General features: G+C 54.7%; 20 protein-coding genes. 11 read left to right on the forward strand and 9 right to left on the reverse strand.

Features of this window, described 5'->3' with window-relative positions; genetic code table 11:
• Positions 1–121 precede the first annotated feature (121 nt).
• The 6 genes from recF (at position 122) to bla (ending at position 5,537) form a co-directional block, all read left to right on the forward strand.
• Entirely contained in the window at positions 122–1,234 is a 1,113-nt protein-coding gene (gene recF / locus A3841_RS05960; RefSeq protein ID WP_073851409.1) for a DNA replication/repair protein RecF, read from the forward strand.
• A gap of 21 nt (positions 1,235–1,255) precedes the next feature.
• The gene (locus A3841_RS05965; RefSeq protein WP_139307898.1) at positions 1,256–1,834 is read left to right on the forward strand and encodes a hypothetical protein; all 579 of its coding nucleotides are present in this window, start codon (positions 1,256–1,258) and stop codon (positions 1,832–1,834) included.
• 89 nt (positions 1,835–1,923) lie between these two features.
• Positions 1,924–2,247, forward strand: a complete 324-nt coding sequence (locus A3841_RS05970) for a DUF721 domain-containing protein (RefSeq protein WP_073851411.1) — start codon at positions 1,924–1,926, stop codon at positions 2,245–2,247.
• A 56-nt stretch (positions 2,248–2,303) separates the two neighbouring features.
• Positions 2,304–2,861 carry a hotdog domain-containing protein gene (locus tag A3841_RS05975; RefSeq protein WP_073851412.1) on the forward strand — a complete coding sequence of 186 codons (558 nt, stop codon included), beginning with the start codon at positions 2,304–2,306 and terminating at the stop codon, positions 2,859–2,861.
• Between the two features lie 552 nt (positions 2,862–3,413).
• Positions 3,414–4,796 (forward strand): M28 family metallopeptidase, encoded by a 1,383-nt coding sequence (locus tag A3841_RS05980; RefSeq protein ID WP_073851413.1) that lies wholly within the window; start codon positions 3,414–3,416, stop codon positions 4,794–4,796.
• Positions 4,797–4,808: 12 nt separating this feature from the next.
• The gene (gene bla, locus A3841_RS05985) at positions 4,809–5,537 is read left to right on the forward strand and encodes a subclass B1 metallo-beta-lactamase (protein WP_073851414.1); all 729 of its coding nucleotides are present in this window, start codon (positions 4,809–4,811) and stop codon (positions 5,535–5,537) included.
• A 106-nt stretch (positions 5,538–5,643) separates the two neighbouring features.
• On the opposite strand, the gene A3841_RS05990 is transcribed toward bla, so the two are convergent.
• From A3841_RS05990 to A3841_RS20220, 3 genes are all read right to left on the reverse strand, one after another.
• Positions 5,644–6,369 (reverse strand): head GIN domain-containing protein, encoded by a 726-nt coding sequence (locus A3841_RS05990; protein ID WP_073851415.1) that lies wholly within the window; start codon positions 6,367–6,369, stop codon positions 5,644–5,646.
• 167 nt (positions 6,370–6,536) lie between these two features.
• Positions 6,537–6,659 carry a hypothetical protein gene (locus A3841_RS20695; RefSeq protein WP_262502559.1) on the reverse strand — a complete coding sequence of 41 codons (123 nt, stop codon included), beginning with the start codon at positions 6,657–6,659 and terminating at the stop codon, positions 6,537–6,539.
• Between the two features lie 167 nt (positions 6,660–6,826).
• Entirely contained in the window at positions 6,827–7,003 is a 177-nt protein-coding gene (locus tag A3841_RS20220; RefSeq protein WP_170866148.1) for a hypothetical protein, read from the reverse strand.
• 263 nt (positions 7,004–7,266) lie between these two features.
• Here A3841_RS20220 and A3841_RS05995 point away from each other — a divergent pair, with 263 nt between their 5' ends.
• The 3 genes from A3841_RS05995 to A3841_RS06005 all read left to right on the forward strand — a co-directional run bounded on the left by A3841_RS05995 (position 7,267) and on the right by A3841_RS06005 (position 11,149).
• Positions 7,267–8,073 carry an N-formylglutamate amidohydrolase gene (locus tag A3841_RS05995; protein WP_073851416.1) on the forward strand — a complete coding sequence of 269 codons (807 nt, stop codon included), beginning with the start codon at positions 7,267–7,269 and terminating at the stop codon, positions 8,071–8,073.
• A 142-nt stretch (positions 8,074–8,215) separates the two neighbouring features.
• Positions 8,216–10,063 carry a flavohemoglobin expression-modulating QEGLA motif protein gene (locus A3841_RS06000; RefSeq protein WP_073851417.1) on the forward strand — a complete coding sequence of 616 codons (1,848 nt, stop codon included), beginning with the start codon at positions 8,216–8,218 and terminating at the stop codon, positions 10,061–10,063.
• Positions 10,064–10,099: 36 nt separating this feature from the next.
• A complete protein-coding gene (locus tag A3841_RS06005) occupies positions 10,100–11,149 on the forward strand; it encodes a glutathione synthetase (RefSeq protein WP_073851418.1) in 1,050 nt (349 codons plus the stop codon).
• Between the two features lie 540 nt (positions 11,150–11,689).
• Here A3841_RS06005 and A3841_RS06010 read toward each other — a convergent pair.
• On the reverse strand, positions 11,690–12,148 hold the full coding sequence (locus tag A3841_RS06010; RefSeq protein ID WP_073851419.1) for a hypothetical protein: 459 nt from the start codon (positions 12,146–12,148) through the stop codon (positions 11,690–11,692).
• A 133-nt stretch (positions 12,149–12,281) separates the two neighbouring features.
• Between A3841_RS06010 and A3841_RS06015 the strand changes: the two genes are divergently transcribed.
• Positions 12,282–14,132: an ABC transporter ATP-binding protein gene (locus tag A3841_RS06015; RefSeq protein ID WP_073851420.1), complete on the forward strand. Its 1,851-nt coding sequence runs from the start codon at positions 12,282–12,284 to the stop codon at positions 14,130–14,132.
• A 24-nt stretch (positions 14,133–14,156) separates the two neighbouring features.
• Here the strand turns inward: A3841_RS06015 and A3841_RS06020 are convergent, their stop codons facing one another.
• The 5 genes from A3841_RS06020 to A3841_RS06040 form a co-directional block, all read right to left on the reverse strand.
• Positions 14,157–15,026: a 3-keto-disaccharide hydrolase gene (locus A3841_RS06020; RefSeq protein WP_394332885.1), complete on the reverse strand. Its 870-nt coding sequence runs from the start codon at positions 15,024–15,026 to the stop codon at positions 14,157–14,159.
• A gap of 141 nt (positions 15,027–15,167) precedes the next feature.
• Positions 15,168–16,946 carry an SLC13 family permease gene (locus A3841_RS06025; protein WP_073851421.1) on the reverse strand — a complete coding sequence of 593 codons (1,779 nt, stop codon included), beginning with the start codon at positions 16,944–16,946 and terminating at the stop codon, positions 15,168–15,170.
• 143 nt (positions 16,947–17,089) lie between these two features.
• The gene (locus A3841_RS06030; RefSeq protein WP_139307899.1) at positions 17,090–17,542 is read right to left on the reverse strand and encodes a hypothetical protein; all 453 of its coding nucleotides are present in this window, start codon (positions 17,540–17,542) and stop codon (positions 17,090–17,092) included.
• 118 nt (positions 17,543–17,660) lie between these two features.
• Complete coding sequence (locus A3841_RS06035) at positions 17,661–18,125, reverse strand: fasciclin domain-containing protein (protein WP_073851423.1); 465 nt, start codon at positions 18,123–18,125, stop codon at positions 17,661–17,663.
• Positions 18,126–18,231: 106 nt separating this feature from the next.
• On the reverse strand, positions 18,232–18,855 hold the full coding sequence (locus A3841_RS06040; RefSeq protein ID WP_073851424.1) for a rhomboid family intramembrane serine protease: 624 nt from the start codon (positions 18,853–18,855) through the stop codon (positions 18,232–18,234).
• Positions 18,856–19,065: 210 nt separating this feature from the next.
• Between A3841_RS06040 and A3841_RS06045 the strand changes: the two genes are divergently transcribed.
• Positions 19,066–19,737 carry an HAD family hydrolase gene (locus A3841_RS06045; RefSeq protein ID WP_073851425.1) on the forward strand — a complete coding sequence of 224 codons (672 nt, stop codon included), beginning with the start codon at positions 19,066–19,068 and terminating at the stop codon, positions 19,735–19,737.
• Positions 19,738–20,142 lie beyond the last annotated feature (405 nt).

A 20,142-nucleotide genomic window follows, 5' to 3' on the forward strand; every position in this document is an offset into this window, starting at 1 on the left:
TATAATGCGTTTAAGATGTCCGTTCCTGCTTTTGGGCGCTAACCGCCTAAAACTGCGGCAAATATAGCCCAAAACGGTATATCCTGCGAAATTAAGCAAAAAGATATCAATTAGAAATTAAATGCTCCTCGAAAATCTCGGTTTGCTGTTTTTCAAAAATTACGAAGAGGCTGCGCTCAGCTTTTCGGAGCACATTAACTGCTTTATCGGCGACAACGGCAGCGGCAAAACTAACCTGCTCGACGCCATTCACTACCTTTCCATGACCAAGAGCGCCTTTCCGGGCACCGACGCGCAAAGCATAAAGCAGGGCGAGGATTTCTTTATGGCGAAGGGCCGCTTCGATATTTCGGGGGAGAAGCACACAGTGCAGGTGAGCCTGAAGCAGGGGCAGAAGAAGACCGTGACGCACAATAAGGCGCTCTATGAGAAGATCAGCGACCACATCGGGCGCTTTCCGGTGGTGCTCATCTCGCCTTACGACACGGATTTGATCCGGGAGGGCAGCGAGGAGCGTCGCAAGTACTTCGACAGCCTCATGTCGCAGTTCGACCACGTGTACCTGGAGCAGCTCATACAGTATAACTATTTCCTGAAGCAGCGCAACTCGCTGCTGAAGCAGTTTGCCGATCGTAACTACTTCGACCGCGATTACCTGCAGATCCTGAACGAGCAGCTGGTGCCTTTCGGCGAGAAGCTGGTGCAGGCGCGGCAGCGCTTCCTGCAGGATTTCGTGCCGATCTTTCAAAAGCACTACCACCACATCTCCGACAGCCACGAGGAAGTATCGCTTACCTACAAAAGCCAGCTGGAGGGCGACGACTTTGCCTACAAACTACAGCAGGCCGAGCGCAAGGATATGGCGCTGCAGCGCACTACCGTGGGCCCGCACAAAGATGACTTCGTGTTTCTGATGGATGGCAACCCCGTGAAAAGCTTCGGCTCGCAGGGGCAGCAGAAAAGCTATGTGATCGCCCTGAAACTGGCGCACTTCGAGGTGATGGACCAGCGCCAGCACCATAAGCCCCTGCTCCTGCTCGACGACATCTTCGACCGCCTCGACGAAAAACGCATCACCAAGCTCATGCAAATGGTGGCCGCCCATACCTTCGGTCAGATCTTCCTGACAGACACCCACCTGGAACGCACCGACAAAATACTCGAAGGCCTCTCCGAAAGTATCCGTAGATTTGAGGTGAGGGAGGGAGTGGTGAAGGTGATTGGGGAGTTGTAATTAATCAAAGTATCTACCGCCGTGGATAATCTGCTTCAAAGAATCTTACTAAACTTACAACAAACAAAAAAAGCAGATTATGGAGTGCTGGAGACTTCCTTAACTAATTTCATTGATTCATTTTTCCCAAGAAGCTCGGTAAAACTAGGTACTAATTTTATAAAGAAGGTAACAACTTCAACTGATAATATTACTTTCATCCTACTAGGACATCTATATATTGAAAGACTTTTAAATGAAATCTTATTAAAAGAATTTGATATTCATGATATAAAAAAGGGAAATAAAAGCCTTAACACATTTTATAAAAAAGTTGTCTTTCTTAAAAAGACGAAAACTATAGATGAAGAGCTTATCAATGATATTTTATTGATCAACAGTTTGAGAAATGCTTTTGCTCATGAGCTAAATTATAAATTGTCAAACTTTAACATTTGGAAGTTGTCCGCTTTGAAAAACGTTGAAAGGAATGACTTTGAACCAAACTCAAAAGCAGCGAAAGATATTTTCACTCGGCTAATCATTAAAGTGTATTTCTTCAAAATTTTAAGGGATCTAACAGAAAAATTTCGGTTCCTAAGTCTTTTAAATGAAGGTTAACTCCTATTCATCACTCTTATATACTTTTGAGCCCTTACCGCCTTTAAGTATTCACTCATTCACTCACCCACTCATTCAAAATTAAAAACGTGCGCTACTACAAGAAGAAAGAGGCGATTGATAAACGCAAGGCAGACATCCAGCCGATTGGGGAGAGCCTGAAGGCGCTGATGCAGGCCTACCGCCTGGACGGCAAACTGAGCGAGGTGCAGCTGGTGCAGAACTGGGAGAAGATCATGGGCAAGCCGATCGCCCTGAAAACGCAGCAGCTATACTTTAAAGACGGGAAGCTGTTCGTGAAACTGACTTCGGCCCCGCTCAAGCACGAGCTCAACATGTCTAAAAGCAAGGTGATTGAGATCCTGAACACTGAGGCGGGCACCAACGTGGTGAAGGACATCATCTTCCTGTAAAGCAACGGCACCGCCCGAAAACAAGTATAGCTTTTCCTGAACAGTTATACTTGCCCATGATCGACACCCAGCACTTCCGCCCCGTTTCCTACTCCCGCACCACCCTCACTGAGCTCATGATCCCGAGCTATGCCAATTTCGGCGGCAAAATACACGGCGGTATACTTCTCTCTTTGATGGATAAGGCGGCCTACGCCTGCGCCTCTAAGCATGCCGGCAACTACTGCGTTACGGTTACGGTAGAGGGCGTGCACTTTCTGCAGCCCGTGGAGGTGGGCGAGCTGGTATCGCTGAAGGCCTCGGTAAACTACGTGGGCAACACCTCACTGATGGTGGGCATCCGGGTAATCGCCGAAAACGTGAAGACCCGCATGATAAAGCACACCAACACCTCCTACTTCACGATGGTGGCCAAAGGCGACGACGATAGGCCTACCCCGGTGCCCGGCCTTATACTTGAGAAGCGCGAGGATGCCCGCCGTTTCCTGGAAGCCATTAAACGCCGCGAGCTCTCCAAGCGCTACCAGACGGAGCTGTCCAACTCCAAAACCATACTTCAGGTAGAAGACGAACTGCACCTGTTGCAGCAGGAACGCTGTAAAGTGGCGTTTTAATTTGTCAAGATTGTCTGAGGTACCGGGTGCTGTGACAAGTATAAATTTCATAGCTGTTGCCATCGTGCGGACAGGTCGCGACCTGTCTCTACAAGTATAAACCCACCCCAGCCCCTCCCTGGAGGGGAATTTCACCCCACCCCAACCCTCCCCTAAGAACAGGGGAGGGAGCTCGGCTCCTGTTGTATAGCAGCGGCTATCGAAATGATCCCAGTCCTTGGGTTGAGCGCCTTGTGAGATCCGGTGCCCTGAAAGGGCAGCCGTAGCGCAGCGGAGGCAGGAGGGAACACAGCGCGATGCCAAAGGACGAGGCCACCCGGCCTGGAGGGAGCCAAAGCTGGAGATGGAACGAGCAGGTAGTAAGGCTGTGGATGAACAGTAGCTAGAAAGTATAGCTTGTGTCAAATTATAGTAAACAATGGCTATGAAAGTAAAAGGGCACAAGCGGCCCTTTCCGCCAGCGAAGCTGCGAAATCACAACAACACCTCCCCTCCTCCCATTTCTCCCCTATCCTTTGTACCTTGTATCTCCGATTATACTTTAAAAGATACATGATCACTACATCTACCCTTAAATCCCTGCTGGCCATGGTGCTGGTGGCTGGCTTATACTTCACCAACTTACCTACCGGCACAGCCCAGACTATTGTTCGCCAGGATGAGGAAATCAAAAAAATGGTGGAGGAAATCTCCGCCGCTAACCTGGAAGCGTTGGTCCGCAAATTGGCCTCGTTTGACACCCGCCACTCACTGAGCACCCTGAAAGACAAGAAAAAAGGCGTTGGCGCTGCCCGTGAATGGGTAAAAGCCGAACTGGAAAAGTATGCCCAGGCTTCGGGCGGGCGCATGACCGTGGAACTGGATAAGTATCACGTGAAAGCAAACGGGCAGCGTATTCCGCAGGATGTGGAGCTGGCCAACGTGATGGCGACCCTGAAAGGCACCGACCCCAACGACGACCGCGTGCTCATCATCAGCGGGCACATGGACTCGCGCAATACCGATATCATGGATGCCAAAGGCAAGGCCCCTGGCGCGAACGACGATGGCTCCGGGGTAGCAGCCGTGATGGAATTGGCCCGCATCATGGCCTCGCGCCAGTTTCCGGCTACCATTATTTTTGTAGCTGTCACCGGCGAGGAACAAGGGTTACTGGGTGCCCGCCACCTGGCTGAGAAGGCCAAAGCCCAGAACTGGAACCTGATCGCCATGCTCAACAACGACATGATCGGCAACTCTTCCTCCGACGAGACAGAGCTACGCAACAACATGCAGGTACGCATTTTCAGCGAAGGCATTCCGGCAGTGGAGACCGAAGAGCAGGCCCGCATGCGCCGCGCCACCAACCGCGAAAACGACAGCGAGAGCCGCCAGCTGGCCCGCTACATGAAAGAGATCGGCGAGCGCTACGTAGATCAACTCGAAGTGAAATTGGTATACCGCAACGACCGTTTCCTGCGTGGCGGCGACCACACGCCGTTCAGCCAGAATGGTTTCCCGGCCATCCGCGTGTGCGAGATGAACGAGAACTACCGCCACCAGCACCAGAATGTGCGCGTGGAGAATGGCGTACAGTACGGCGATTTGCCTGAGTTTATCGACTACGAGTACATGCGCAAGAATGCCGCGCTCAACCTGGCCTCGCTGGCTAACCTGGCCTGGGCACCGTATGCACCAGCCAAAGTAGGCGTCAACATCAAAAACCTGACAAACAAAACCGACCTGCAGTGGGAAGCACCGGCCAAGGGAGAGCGCCCGGCAGGCTATTACGTGCTCATGCGCGAAACCAGCAGCCCGGTGTGGGAGAAGAAATTTTTTGTGCAGGGTACCAACGTAACACTGCCCTACTCCAAGGACAACTACTTTTTTGCCGTGCAGACCGTTGACGCCGAAGGCCACGAGAGCCTGCCTGTGTTTCCGGTGCCGGTGCGCTAAGCATACACCAACATGAAGCGACTGCCACACTTTATACTTTGCCTGCTGCTCCTGATTCCGGTTTATAGGTTACAGGCGCAAACGCAGGAGATAAAGGTAACCAAGCTAACACCCAACGTATGGGTGCATACATCCTATAGCACGTATCAGGGCGTTTTGGTCCCCTCACATGGGCTGGTGGTTTCTACCAAAGAAGGCGCGGTGCTGCTGGATACCGGCTGGGGCAACGAGCCCACCGAGCAGCTGCTGACCTGGGTAAAAACCAACCTGAAGCAACCCGTGAAAGTATGCGTACCCACGCACTGGCACGACGATAAGATAGGCGGCATGGGTGCGGTGCAGCAGCAGGGAATTCCGGTGATGACCTCAGAACTTACAGCCATACTTGCCGCCCGGCACGGCAAGGGCACCCCGGATGTTACCTTCGCCACAGATACGATTTTCACAGTAGGCGGGCAGCGGTTTGAAGTATACTTCCCCGGCGGCGGGCACACAGCCGATAACGTGGTGGTGTACCTGCCGCAGCAGAAGATCCTGTTTGCGGGTTGTTTTATAAAAGATGCCCGGTCTAAGAACCTGGGAAACATTACCGATGCTGACCTGGAAAGCTGGCCTGGCGCCATTCGGAAGGTGCAGCAGCGCTTTCCAAAGGCAGAGCTGGTCGTGCCCAGCCACGGCCCCTGGGGCGATCAATCCCTGCTTAGCCATACTTTAGAGCTGCTGCAGGAGCACAAGAAATAATCCCACGGCTACACGCTACACGTCGACCCGGGCAAAGTATGGAGAACAAAAAAGCAGCCCCGAAACAGGGCTGCTTTCTGCTTTAAATCGGGTTGTATTCTCTTCATTATAGTTTGCCCACGCGGGCTGCGGACGTTACATCAGAGGTAATGCTTGGGCTGCCTTTGTAATATACCGCAGAGGCCCCGGAGGCATTGATGTCCAGTCCCTCCTGCGCAAACACTTTCACGCTGCTGGCTCCGCTGGCCTGCACGCTCACCTGGCGCGCCTCCAGCTCCGAAGCCTCCATCTTAGAGGCGCCTGACAGCTGCATGGTCAGTTCATCGGTTTTGCCCACCAGCTCTATCTTGCTTGCGCCGCTCAGGTTGCCTTTTATCTGTTCCGTCACGATGGTCAGCTTCACGTTGGAGCCACCGCTCATCTCCAGTTTCAGCGAAGGTGATTTAAAGCTGGAGTTACCGATTACCTTCACGCCGCCGCTGATGCTGATGCTCTCCAGGTCCTTGAGCGTTACGAAGGCTTTCATGCCCTTGGTGCTGCTGACGCCCTTCTCGTTGTAGATGTGCAGCACGCCGTTGCGCACCTCGGTTTTAATATTGTCGAGCAGGTTCTCCTCTGCCTCCAGGCGCACCCCTTCGTTGCTGCCCTGCGTCAGCTCCACCACAAAGCCGCCGCCCGCGTCAATGCCCTTTATGCCGGACACGCTTCTGTTTTGCGTGGCTACCTTGCCGTTGCCGCGCAGGCTCTGCGCCATGGCACCCGGCACATTCAACAACGTAAAGGCGAGGAACATCAGCCCGAGCGCCGCTTTGTGTAGATGGTTGATCTTCATAGTATGATTTTTTGAGTTGTTCTATTAAATGGTTTATCCGGTGTATTGCTGCATAAAAGATGCCGGGTTTTCCGGAAGGTTGCCTGTGGCAGCAAAAATATTTTCCGGCGGTGTTCGGCACATCCCACGGTTTGGCAGTGCAGCAGCGCCAGCAAAAGGTATAGCGCTCAAAGTATAAACACTCGGCGGATAAAGTATAAATGCTCGCAGGACAGCGTCAGCAGGTCGTTGGGATGCCAGGTGCAGCGGCCAAGTATAACTACTCGCCTGTTCCAGCGCTTGGTTTGCAATGGCAAGTATGAGCAAGAGAAGGAGGAGCGGTTGGCTGCAATGCCACCAGCCCAAGGGCCGGCATCATGCGGCCCGGTGACTCCCCAGGCAGGGCTGTTTTTTTAATAGATGGACGGGGGCAGCCGTGTCACAACCCGACGCCACAAAAAGCTAGAAAGGGTCGCTTTTACTCCAGCACCGGCTTTATGAGCAGGCCCAGCACCACCCCAACGGCATACAGCAGCAGCAGGGGCAGCACCTGCGCCAGGGTTATGGACACAGTGTCCGGCCGGAGGCTGTACATCAACAGGCCCAACAGAAAAACGCCACAGGTGAGCAGGAAAGAGGTGTATAGTTTAGTCATAGGCAATCCAATATTATACAATACCTATACTTGTTTATGTATAAGTAAGTTACATAAACATCAGGCTCTTATACAACCTGTGTTTACACATTTATAAGATATTATTAGAAAATACATATACTGTTCAAAGCATTCGCTGTTATAACGGTTAATCAGCTTGTAGAGTACTATTTGGCGGAAATTATCTGCGCTTTTTTGCCGGGAAGGCTATACATAACCTTCATAAACCCGAAAGGGTAAAACTGTACACAATAACGAAAGCGATGACACAGACCAAAGTAGACACTGTATATTATACCATCACCCGCGGCGACAGCCCCCTGGTGGCCACCGCCATCCATAATGGCCACGAGGTGCGCCATAACCTGCGGGACCTGTTTAACCTGACGCCCCAGGAGCGGCTGCGCGAGGAAGACCCCTTCACAGCGGAGTGGGTAAGTATAACCGATAACCAGATCACGGGCCATTACTCCCGCTTCGAGCTGGACCTGAACCGCCCGCCCGCGAAGGCCATCTACCGCAAGCCTGAGGACGCCTGGGGCCTGCAGGTATGGAAGGAGGAGCTGCCGGAGGAGCTGGCCAGGGAATCGATGAAGCGCTACGACAAGTTTTACGAGGATGTGAAGCAGATGCTGACGCAGCTCTTGGAGGAGCATGGTTGCCTCGTGCTTTACGACCTCCATACTTACAACCACCGCCGCGAGGGCCCAACCGGACCTGCCGCCGACCCCGAAGAAAACCCGGAGGTGAACATCGGAACAGGTAACATGAACCGGGAGAAGTGGGCGCCGGTGGTGGAGGCACTCATGCACAGCCTGAGCCACCACAACTACCAGGGCCGCCGGCTGGATGTGCGCGAAAACGTAAAGTTTAAAGGCGGCCACTTTATGCGCTGGATCCACGACACCTTCGGCGACAAAGTATGCGTGATGAGCATCGAGTTCAAGAAGTTCTTTATGGATGAGTGGACCGGGGAGCCCGACCGGGCGCAGGTGCAGGAGATACGGCAGGCGCTGCAGCAAAGCACCCGCCCCGTGCTGGAGGCGCTGGCGCAGGTATGCCAGGTGTAGTGTGCGAATGTCGTAGCACGATTTACGATACTAAAAGTTTGAGTCGTGATACGTGATACCTGCTACGTGATACGGCATAAAATCCCCGTCAATAAGACTTTTACAGTGCAACCCTCTGCCAACCTGCTAAGCACCTTTAGTAATGATAGAAAGTATAACCGACAGCTTTGTAAAGAAAGTCACCCGGAGCCTGAAGCGCGGCAAGCAGGTGCACCGCCGCCTGCCCGATGGCGGGTTGCTGTACATCGACCGGCCCCTGCCCTTCCTCCTGCTTTTCCGCCACCCCGCCGGCCAGCCCGACCATGCCACCGCCGATTTTCTGAAGGCTTATGCCGCTTACATCATCTCGCATGAGGAGCGCACCGAGGAGCTGCGGCCGCTGGTGCAAGGTATAGCCCGGACCATGGCCGATACCTTTGGGGCCTTTATGATCATTGAGCTCATGGCCGCCCCTGCCGATACTTCCGGGGTGCCGCTCTTTAAAGTGCTGGGGCCGGAGGAGCAGCTGCCCACGACCACTCAAACCATCCAAAGGGAGCTGCAAAGTATAAAGCTGCCCGGCATACTTACTTCCGTGGAGATTGTGAGCAACGCGCCGCTGCTGCAGGAGCCGCACTGCCTGATGCCGGAGGAGGACCTGAAGAAAAGCGGTATCCTGATGCTGGGGCTGCAGCTGAAACCGATCTATAAAAACGCTGCCACCGGCAAGATTTACCCCCTGCTGCTGCGCACGCTCCGCGCAAGGGTGGCCAATGCCCTCAAGAAAACCGTTTTCGACTTTATGAGCGTGCAGACCACCCACCACCCGGTGCATTTCCAGGCGCTGGGGCGGCAGTCGGTAAACCGCGTGGTGTGGCGCATCGACAGGCAGCTGACAAGTATAAGCGACCAGTTCCGGTTCCTGCTGCTGGTTACACCCGTGAACAACAACGAGGCCTGGGCCGAGTTCAGGAAGGCAAAGTATAAAAAGCCGCCTACCTTCCACTACCGCCTCATGCCCATCGATGCGGATCAGCTCAAGCGCAAGCTCTACAACATCCCGATCGAAAAAGTGGACGACCCCACGCTGGGCTTCCTGTTCCGCGACAAACGCCACGAGCTGGACAAGATGCTGACCATGCTCTCGGACCGCAACACGCCCGACTTCCTCTACAGCAGCATGCAGCTCTACGGCACCGTGGATGACCAGCTGCTGAAAGTGGCCGAAGGCATACTGGCCGCCATACCCGAGCCCACCCGCAGCGAAGAGATCGATATCATACCGGTGCCTGAGTTTGTGGCGCAAGCTGAGCGGGAGCTGGCTTTTCTGAGAGAGCAGTACCCGGCCCTGGACTCGGGGGTGGATGTGCGCGATGATATCGTGGGGCTGATCGTGTCGAAGGGCAGGCTGAACGTGGGCACCGACGCCAAAATACCGCGCCACCGCGCCGAGGCCCTGATCCAGCACGAGGTAGGCACCCACATCCTGACCTACTTTAACGGCAAGGCACAGCCGCTGCAGCAGCTCTACGTGGGCAGCCCCGGCTACGAGGAGCTGCAGGAGGGACTGGCCGTGCTGAGCGAGTGGCTGGTAGGCGGCCTGGACCAGGACCGCATGCGCATCCTGGCTGCGCGCGTGGTGGCCGTGCACCACCTGACCAAGGGCTGCAGTTTTACTGATAACTTCTGCCGCCTGAGGGACGAGTACCGCTTTGACGACGAGACGGCCTGGAACGTGGCCATGCGCGTGCACCGCGGCGGCGGCCTCACCAAGGATGCCGTGTACCTGCGGGGGCTGGTGCACCTGCTCAGCTACTTAAAAGAGGGCAACGAGCTGGAGCCGCTGCTCATCGGCAAGATCCGGCAGGACTACATCCCCATTGTGCAGGAGCTCATCTACCGCAATGTGCTGCGCCCCATGCCCATCAAGCCGCGCTACCTCCTCGACCCGCTCCTCAAACCAAAGCTGGAACAACTAAAAGCCGGTATTTCAGTATTTAACCTACTGTGATCTTCCAGCCACATCAACCAACAAAAAAGCACCCTCATGACAGTAGGATTTGTAGTAAATAACATAGAAACTGAAAAGGCAGCCTATACCACCATTTTCCTGGCACAGCGCCTGCACAATGCCGGCCACACCGTTTACCTGATGGGCGTGGGCGACCTAGCCTATTACCCCGACGGCTACATGGGCGCCAATGCCCTGTGCGCAGACCCCGAACGCAAGTTTAAATCACCGGCCACCTACATCGATTACATCCACAGCGACAAAGCGCAGCGGGTGCGCATAACCGCCCGCGAGCTGGATGTGCTGATGCTGCGCAACGACCCGTCCTCGGAGCCGGAGGGCCGCTCCTGGGCGCAGAACGCCGGCATTATTTTCGGCCAGTTGGCCATGCGCCACGGCGTGATCGTGCTCAACGACCCCACCTCGCTCTCCGACGCGGTGAACAAGATGTACTTCCAGCACTTTCCCGAGGCCGTTCGTCCGCGCACGCTCATCACCCGCGACAAAGAGGAGATAAAGCAGTTCTTTAACGAGCAGAAGAACAACATCATCCTGAAGCCGCTGCAGGGCTCTGGCGGCTCGGGCGTGTTTATGGTGAAGAAGAAGGATGCCACCAACCTGAACCAGATCGTGGAGGCCATCAGCCGCGACGGCTACGTGATAGCGCAGGAGTACCTGCCGGAGGCCACGGAAGGCGACGTGCGCCTGTTTGTGATGAACGGCGAGGCGCTGCAGCACAAAGGAAAATACTGCGCCATACGCCGCGTAAACAGCCCCGACGATATCCGCAGCAACATTCACGCCGGCGGCTCTGCCGTGGCCGCCAAGGTAGACCAGCGCATGCTGGACTTGGTGGAGCTCGTAAGGCCCAAGCTGATTCAGGATGGCATGTTCCTGGTGGGGCTGGATATTGTGGGCGACAAGCTGATGGAGATAAACGTGTTCAGCCCGGGCGCCCTGCCGACCGCCAGCGAGCTGGAGGGCGTGGACTTCTCGGAGCCGGTGATCGCTGCCCTGGAGCGCAAGGTGCACTACAAGAAAACCTACGGCACCCAAGTCGACAACAAGACCGTGGCGATGATCTAGCGGAACAAGCTACCTGGAAACTATAAAAGCAGGGCCTCCACCCTGCTTTTTTCTTGCCTCCTGGGCGCTCCGGCTGGCGCGAACCCTGGCTTTAGCGCCCGCAAAGTATAAATCGCACGTATTTCCCTGCCTCTCCAAAAATTTTAGAAAGATTTTAAAGCAGGCAAGTAGTTGTATTATAATCAGTTACGTCGTCCAGGGAGAGGCAATAGGGGAAAGCGGAAAATCTTTTCTGATTTTCCTTTTGAAAATGAAATCAAAGGGGTAATTTTGCACCCGAATTGAGAGAGACACTATATCGGAAGGCTAATATAGTTACGGATTATTGTAACGTGCAAGCGCTGCTCTGGTTTTTTTGAAAAGTTTTTTCAGTGGTCTGACATCAATTCTGCGAGCCAGCGTTATAAATACGCCTGGCGACTCCGGAAAGAAGTAAGTTTACTAAAGATAAGGTTAGATAAAGTTTAGATTAGTTTAGTTTGTTTTAAGGTGAGAGAAAGCCCCGTCATTAAATGGCGGGGCTTTTCTCATTTTTATACTTTATACTTCATCCTTTACCAACAGCCAACCGGTAAGCACCGCCAACGGGATAAGCGCCAACAGCAGCTTGAGTACCACGGCCGGCGCCGCTGTGCCGGAATTCCAGGAGCCTTTGCTGAACGTATAGCGGGCGCTCACCACCAGGCTCAGAAAGGCCAGCACGGCCAGCACCGCGTGTACCACCTGCAGCACCTGCGGTGCGTTAACGCTGGCATCCCACACCCGCAGCCCCACGCGCACCAGCCACGGCACCATGGCCAGCGAGCACAGCAGGGCCAGCAGCGTGCCCACCTTTATCCGGAACAGCGTGACCCACGAAGCCATACTGAACAGGACCATGCCCGACAGCAGCGCCACATCGGAGTACACATTGTGCGGCACCGACACATAGCCCCTGAAGAAAAGTATAACCGTTGCCATGGCAACACCCGTGAGAAAGTATAGCAGATACCGCGTCATATAGGAGTATCATACTATGAAAAGGCTGTTTCGGATACTGGGGACGGGGTGAAAAGTATAAAGGAACAGCTCTGCCTAAACAAAACCCCCTGCCGCCTGTATAGCTATATGGCCCAAAGCCGAAAGTATAAGTATGAATAAAGAGCGAAAAGGAACGAGAGACACGATAAACCAACAAGAAAAAAAGAGCCTGCGCGAGCAGATGGGGGCGCTGAAGAACCTGCCCAAGTTCTTCCGGCTGATCTGGGAGACGAGCCCGCGCCTGACGATTGCCAACCTGCTGCTGCGCCTGGTGAAGTCCGCTTTGCCGCTGGCCATGCTGTACGTGGGCAAACTCATCATTGATGAGGTGATCCGGCTGATAGACGTAACCGGCGAGCAAAACCTGACCTACCTCTGGACGCTGGTGGCGCTGGAACTGGGCCTGGCTATACTTTCGGATTTAATTAACCGGGGTATTACGCTGGTGGACAGCCTGCTGGGCGATTTGTTCTCGAACCGCACTTCGATAACGCTTATTGAACATGCCGCCAAGCTGGACCTGGCGCAGTTCGAGGATGCCACCTTTTACGATAAACTGGAGCGGGCACGAAGGCAGACCGTGACGCGGGTGGTGCTCATGTCGCAGGTGCTCTCGCAGCTGCAGGATATTGTTACCATCGGCTTTCTGGCTGTTGGTTTGATTGCCTTCAACCCCTGGCTTATAGGTATACTTTTAGTAGCGGTAATCCCTTCCTTCCTGGGTGAGACGCACTTTAACGAGCGCAGCTACTCCCTCTCCCGCTCCTGGACGCCCGAGCGCCGCGAGCTGGATTACCTCCGCTACATCGGCGCCTCCGACGAAACGGCCAAGGAGATCAAGACCTTTAACCTCTCCGGCTTCCTGGCAAAGCGTTTTAAGGAACTATCGGATAAGTATTACCTGCTCAACAAGAACCTCACCGTCCGGCGGGCAGTCTGGGGCAGTGCGCTCTCCTCGCTGGGCACCCTGGCTTACTACGGGGCCTACATTTTTATACTTTCCGCCACGGTAGCCGGCGCCATCACGGTGGGTAGCCTCACCTTTCTGGCCGGATCGTTCAGCAACATGCGGGGGCTGCTGCAGGGCATCATGACGCGCTTCTCCCAGATAACAGAGAGTGCCTTATACTTGCAGGACCTGTTCGATTTCCTGGAGCTGCAGCCGCAGATCACGCCGCCCGCCAACCCGCTGCCGCTGCCACGGCCCATCCGGCAGGGCTTTACATTTGAGGAAGTCGGGTTCAAGTACCACAACTCGGAAAAATGGGCCGTGCGGCACCTGTCGTTCCATTTGATGGCTGGCGAGAAACTGGCGCTGGTGGGCGAGAACGGGGCCGGAAAAACCACGCTGGTGAAGCTGCTGGCCCGGCTGTACGAACCCACCGAGGGGCGTATACTGTTAGACGGAATTGACCTGCGCGAGTATGACCTGAACGACCTGCGTCACCAGGTCGGCATCATTTTCCAGGATTACGTGCGCTTCCAGATGACGGCCTCCGACAACATCGCCATCGGCCAGATCAGCAACATCTCAGACAAGGAGCGTATTCAGGGCTCCGCCCACAAAAGCCTGGCCGATCTGGTGATCCAGCGCCTACCGGACAAGTATGAGCAGGTGCTGGGCAAGCGCTTTAACAAAGGCGTGGAGCTGTCGGGGGGCGAGTGGCAGAAGGTGGCTTTGGCCCGTGCCTACATGCGCGATGCGCAGTTGCTCATACTGGACGAACCGACCTCGGCCCTGGACGCCCGCGCCGAGCACGAGGTGTTCCTGCGCTTCTCAGAGCTGATCGAGGGCCGCACCGCCGTGCTCATCTCCCACCGCTTCTCCACCGTGCGCATGGCCGACCGCATCCTGTTTCTGGAGCAGGGGCAGCTAAAGGAACTGGGCACGCATGAGGAGCTGCTGGCGCAAAACGGCAAGTATGCCGAGCTGTTCCACCTGCAGGCGAAGGGGTATTTGTAAGTCGGCTATACTTTAAAACAGATGTTATTTACGTCCCGCTAAGGGCTTTGCCGCCCCATGCTTATCCAGCTCCCTGATCTCCACCTTTCGGAAGTCGATGGCCTGGCCCTCGCTTTGCAGGGCGATAAAGCCTTCGCTTAGCAGCTTACCGTCTTGTTTTAGGACCGGATCGAAGTTATTGACCACACCGCCGCCAATCTGCGGCTTGGTGTACTGCAGCACGGTATCGCCGTTGATGATATGTTTCACCAGCGAATCTCCCAACACGATAAGCTCCGCCCGTACCCACTCGTCTATGCCGTAGGTTTTAGAGCTGGAATTGATGCAATGTACAGGGGCTATCTCTCCTTCAAACACCACCTCTGTGCCCGGCGAGCACATATTGCCCGTGGGGCGAGGCTTGCCATCTTCGAGTGCCGCCAGAAACTGCATCTCCACCGAAATGGGCCAGTCCTGCTCGCGCGGCATGGTTCTCGGGTCCTGGGAGTGGAACATGACACCGCTGTTCCGTTTTGTGTACCCAGGAGCATCTTGCTGCCATTCATCCACAAAACGGTACTCTACCACCAGGTGGTAACGGGAAAACGGCTGCTTGTAATACAGGTGCCCAAACTGATCGTTAAAGTCGCCATACTGGTCATAGCGCACTTTCAGTATCCCATCCTCTACCCTGAACGTGTTGCCGAAGTTCTCCCCCACCTCGTGGTGATGGATCTTCACCATCCAATCGTCCATGTCTTTCCCATTGAAAAGAGACACCCATTCCGCTTCTTTCTCTACAGTATCAGTGTTTGACTGTTCCGGTGCTGATGGTGTACAGGCCATCAACAGGAAGGGGAACATCCACATGATGCGGCTAGCCGCGTGTTTCCAAAGGGTAATTTCTCTTGACATGGTGTAAGCTTGGAAGAAGGTATGAAGTAAACCATGGCCGGCTATACTTTCGCGCGGCCTCTGATCTGCTAAGATAGGTAGCTTCTGTTACATTTGCCCTACGTATCCCTTCAACATCCTCTCCACGTGGAACATCCCGTGTCAGAAGGGGAAGAAGTATGGGATGATGAGCGAGGCGAGCAGCCAGAGCAGCAGGTTGAGCGGGGTGCCCACTTTGAGGTAATCGGAGAAGCGGTAATTGCCGGGGCTATAGATCATGGTGTTGGTCTGGTAACCCACCGGAGTCATGAAGCTGAGCGAGGCGGCATAGGCCACCGCCATGATAAACGGCCGCTCGCTCACGCCCAGTTCCTGGGCCGTTACAATGGCAATGGGCGCCAGCAGGGCTGCCGTGGCGTTGTTCGACATAAAGTTGGTGGTCATGAAGGTGATGAAGAAGAACGCCGAGAGCAGCACGTGCGGGCCATGTTCGCCCGCCCCAAGTATAAGGTATTCGGCCAGCAGTTTGGCGGCGCCTGTCTTCTCCAGCGCGGCCCCCATCGAGAGCACGCCCCCCAGCATAAAGATCACCTTCCAATCGATGGCGTTGTAGGCTTCCTTCGGCTTTATGCACCCAAAAATCACCAGTACCACCGCCCCTACCATCGCGCTCAGCACAATGGGCACCAGCCCCGTGGCCGCCGCCAGCACCACTCCCACGCTTATCAGCAGCACAGGCACTATCTTAGTGTAGTCAAAGTTGCTGCGCACGGTTTGGGAGATGATGAGGATATCATTGTTCTGCCGGAGCTTCTCGGCTTGGTCGCTGTTAGCGGCTATCAGCAGCACGTCGCCGGCAGAGAGCTTTACGTGGGCCAGCCTGTCGTGCACGATCTCGTCGCGATGGCGGATGGCCAGCACGGAGGCGCCATAGTTGTAGGCCCGGAAGTTAAGCTCCTTCAGCGATTTGCCCCCCATGTAGGAGTTCGGGGTAACGATGGCCTCATAGAGCATGCTGTCGTACATACCCACGTCCTCGTCCCGGAACCTGCGCTCCGACTTAAGGATAACCCCCTGCTGCTGCTTCAGCTTTTTGAGCTTCTCCACGCCAATGCGCACCTTCAGCACATCGTTGGCCCTAAGTATGAGTGCCGGGAACACCTGCAGCCGCTCCTTCTCGCGCAGCACCTGCATTACCTCTATATCCAGGTCGCGCACCAGGCTGGAGCGCTGCAGCGGCACCCCCACCAGCGGCGAGTTAGGCAGCAGCACGATCTCGGTCAGGTAATCCCCCAGGTTAAACTCCTCCGAAAGGCTTTCGGTGTGCTTACGGTCGGGCAGCAGGTGGCGGCCCAGCAAAAACATGTACACGACACCGACCACCAGAAAGATGATGCCGGCTGGCAGGAACTCAAACATACGAAGCGGCTCCAGGCCCTGCGCCTGCGCAATACCACTTACCAGTATGTTGGTGGAAGTGCCGATAAGGGTGCAAATGCCGCCGAGCAACGCCCCGAAGCTGAGCGGGATAAGCAGCTTGGCGGGACTTACGCGGATGTCCCTGCTCACCTGGATCACGACAGGCATAAGGAGGGCAACCACAGCGGTATCGTTTATGAAGGCAGACAGTGCCCCCGAGATCAGCATGAGCGCCAGCAGGCACAGCAGGTAGCTATTGCGGCCTATGCGCGTAAGACTCGTTCCCACGCTGTTCAGAACGCCGGATTTGAAGATGGCGGAACTGATGATGAACATGGCGCCGACGGTGATGGTGGCGGGGTTGCTGAAGCCGGCGAAGCCCTCGGCGGGGGTAAGTATGCCCGTCACCATAAAAAGGACCATGGTCAGGAGGGCGACGGTGTCCATAGAGAGCCGGTCGGTTACAAAAAGTATAACCGCCAGCAGAATGATCCCTAACACAATCCCTATCTCAACGGTCATAAAAAAGTATGATGTGCGGCAGGTGGGCAGGCTCCCGGCTTTATGGGAGAGCCGTTTTTGGGATTCTATAACTTGATATAGGGAGGTACGGTTACAGCGCCGGAACTTTTTATTTATCTGGCACCATGCATGTTATACTTCTGCTATTCGTTCAGCCACGCCTCGGCTTCGGAGTAGGAGGTGAAGCGTCTTGTGACCAGGTGGCTTTGATCGATGGTATCATTTACCTGCAGCGAGGCAATGCGGTCGGCGGGGTCTACGCAGGCGGCTCTCCGCAGCCCGGCTTCCTTCAGCAGGCCCAGAACCTCTATGTGCTTGCTCATAACCGCCTGCGGATGCGTGATCATGGTGCGCAGGTCGAGCAGCAGCGAAAATCCACCGGGCTGCACCAGCGCGAGCGCCTTTTGCAGGTCGGGGAAGTATTCGGGTACCTGGCTCCTGTTTTTCCAAAAACCGAAAATATGGAGGTAAACCCTGTTCCTGTGAGGCATGTAAAGCAACTCGTAGCACTTGTTCTGGGCTACCAGCAATTTAGAATTCTCTTGTGTTATGTTATTGTCGGTGCTTTGCATGGTCATACCTGATAGCATACGCATTCAGGGGCAACCTGCCTTATACTATCAAAGGGTAAAGTATGACTTATCTATCCTGCGACTAACTTAATCAACAGGTAGGAGGATCTTGAATTTAACTTGTGCGGGAATGAGGAGTAAATCAACTGCGGATAAGGCCGCCCAGCCCGTGCACCACGCCGTTGCGGACCTGCAGGTTAGGGCGCTGTATCGGCACGCCGTTTATCAGCGCCTGGCCCTTTTTGCGGTAGACGGTGAGGCCGGTGGAACTACAGGCCGATTTCAGGGTTTTGCCCTCCTTCAGGTCCTGCTCCAGGTGTATGCCTCTCACGATGTGGCTCGAAAGGATGGCCCGCAGCCGCTCCGGCGATTCCCCGTTTATACTTTGCAGGGCACTCTCAGGTGGTGCAAAAAGCGTAATCGGCGCATCCCCGGACAACATAGGCGTTAAACCGGCTTTGGTGAGGAGGCCGGCCAGCACAGGGCGCTCCTGCACCAGGTACTCCATCATAGGCCGGTTTTCCTGGGCCTGCCCCACCCGGCCCCATACGGCAAACAGTGCAATTAGCAGAAATCGTATGTATAGGTTATTTTGCGTCAGCGTCATGTTGTTAAGGGTAACATTCGCTTTATTATACGTAACCGGCCTTATAACAGCCGGATTCAGCTAAAACTTACCTGCCGCAAAAGTACAATTCCTGCCAGACGTTTCCTTAAAACATGCGCCAGTTGGCTATCTGCTGGAAAAAGCTCGGCAACGCGCTCGGCACCAGCGCCAGGCTCAGCAAAAACCCGAACAGGGCGCCGTACAGGTGGGCATCGTGGTTGATGTTGTCGCCCATGCGCTTGCCCGAGAAGTAAGAGTACATCATGTACAGCACCCCGAAGATAAAGCCCGGCAGGCACAGGAAGGCGAAAAGGCAGATATCCAGCGTGGGATAGAAAAGGATGCTGGAGAACACGATGCTGGCCACGCCGCCCGAAGCGCCCAAGGCGCGGTAAGGCGGGTCGTTGCGGTGCTTGAAGTAAGTGGGCACATCCGAGATAATAATGCCGCCCAGGTACACGAGCAAGTATAAAAGTATACCTGTGGTAGCGCCATAAGCAGTCTTAAACACATACTCCACCACATCACCGAAGAAGAACAGCGTGAACATGTTGAACAGCAGGTGCGTAAAGTCGGCGTGCAGGAAGCCGGAAGTGAGGAAGCGGTACCAGGAGTTGTCGCGCTGCACGGCGTAGGGCTGGAAGATCCACTTGTGCATCAGGCCCTCGTTCTGCCAGGCGTACAGCGAAACGCCGACGGTGATAATGATCAGGATTATGGTAACGCTCATGGGGTAGTTTTGGGTGGGTGAATGTGTGTGATGGACAAAGATAAAAGACAAAGCCGTATGACACCTACTAAATATTGCCGCTTTCGCTGCGTTTATACTTTGCAGGCCCCCGATACCGGCCCTGAAGTATAAAGGCCGATTCAGGCAAATATTGTTTATCTTACCTCCCGGCCCCTTTTTATACTTGCCGGAAGGCACCAGAAACACCCTATGGAAAAATTTGTAATCTTCGACATGGACGGCGTACTCGTGGACAGCGAGCCCATCCACATGGAACTGGAAAGGCTGCTCTTCAGGCAGCTGAACATACAGGTATCCACCACGCTGCACCATACGTTCGTGGGTATGGCCCCCAAACGGGTATGGGAAACCCTGATCCGGGAGTTCAGCCTATCCTATACGGTAGACGAGCTGTTCCAGCTTGAGAAGGAAGTGAAGCACGCCGAGCTGCAGACCCGGCAGATCCAACACATCCCGGCGGTGGATACTCTGCTGGCTGCCTTAAAAGAGAACGGCTACCGCCTCTCCGTGGCCTCCTCCTCGCCCCACCTCATCATCGACCTGATCCTGGAGAAACTGGGGTTCCGGCATTACTTCGACTTTGTGGTGAGCAGCGAGGACGTGCGCGACGGCAAACCATCGCCAGACATATTCCTGGAAGTGGCGCAGCGGTACCAGGTCTCCCCTGGTAAGTTTATCGTGATAGAGGACAGCAGCAACGGCGTAAAAGCCGCCAAAGCCGCCGGCATGAAGTGCATCGGCTATAAATCTGCTAACTCCGGCAACCAGGACCTTTCTTTAGCCGATCTGGTAACCGAGGATTTCAGCAACCTTAGCCTGGAGGATTTCGAAAAGCTGCGCAAGGACGCTGCTAACGTATAAACCGCTTTAACCGACGGGACCGTTTCCTTCTCTTTGCTTTGTCATCCTGAAAGTTGAAAATCCCGAACATGATTCGGGGGATCTTGGTAGCAAGGTGTATAGGCTTAACCTCCGGGGGTAGGGGCCCTCTTTTTCCACCAAGTTTCTTAACAGAATGACAAAAAGTAAGTATAATGCTACCTCACCGCCTCTAAGCACTGAAGTTTATACTTTGCAGTGCAGGTACAAACCCACCCCTAACCCCTCCGAGGAGGGGAATCACCTACTCTTTTGCAATATTCCCCTCTTGGGAGGGGCAGGGGTGGGTGAATCGCAGCTTGGGTTATATACTTTCGCAGCCTTATAGTTTTATACTTGCTCCCACACCTTTTGAGGGGTAGCCAAGAGCCCAACGAAAAAGCCCTC

Source organism: Pontibacter flavimaris, from assembly GCF_001907195.1.
GTDB lineage: Bacteria > Bacteroidota > Bacteroidia > Cytophagales > Hymenobacteraceae > Pontibacter > Pontibacter flavimaris.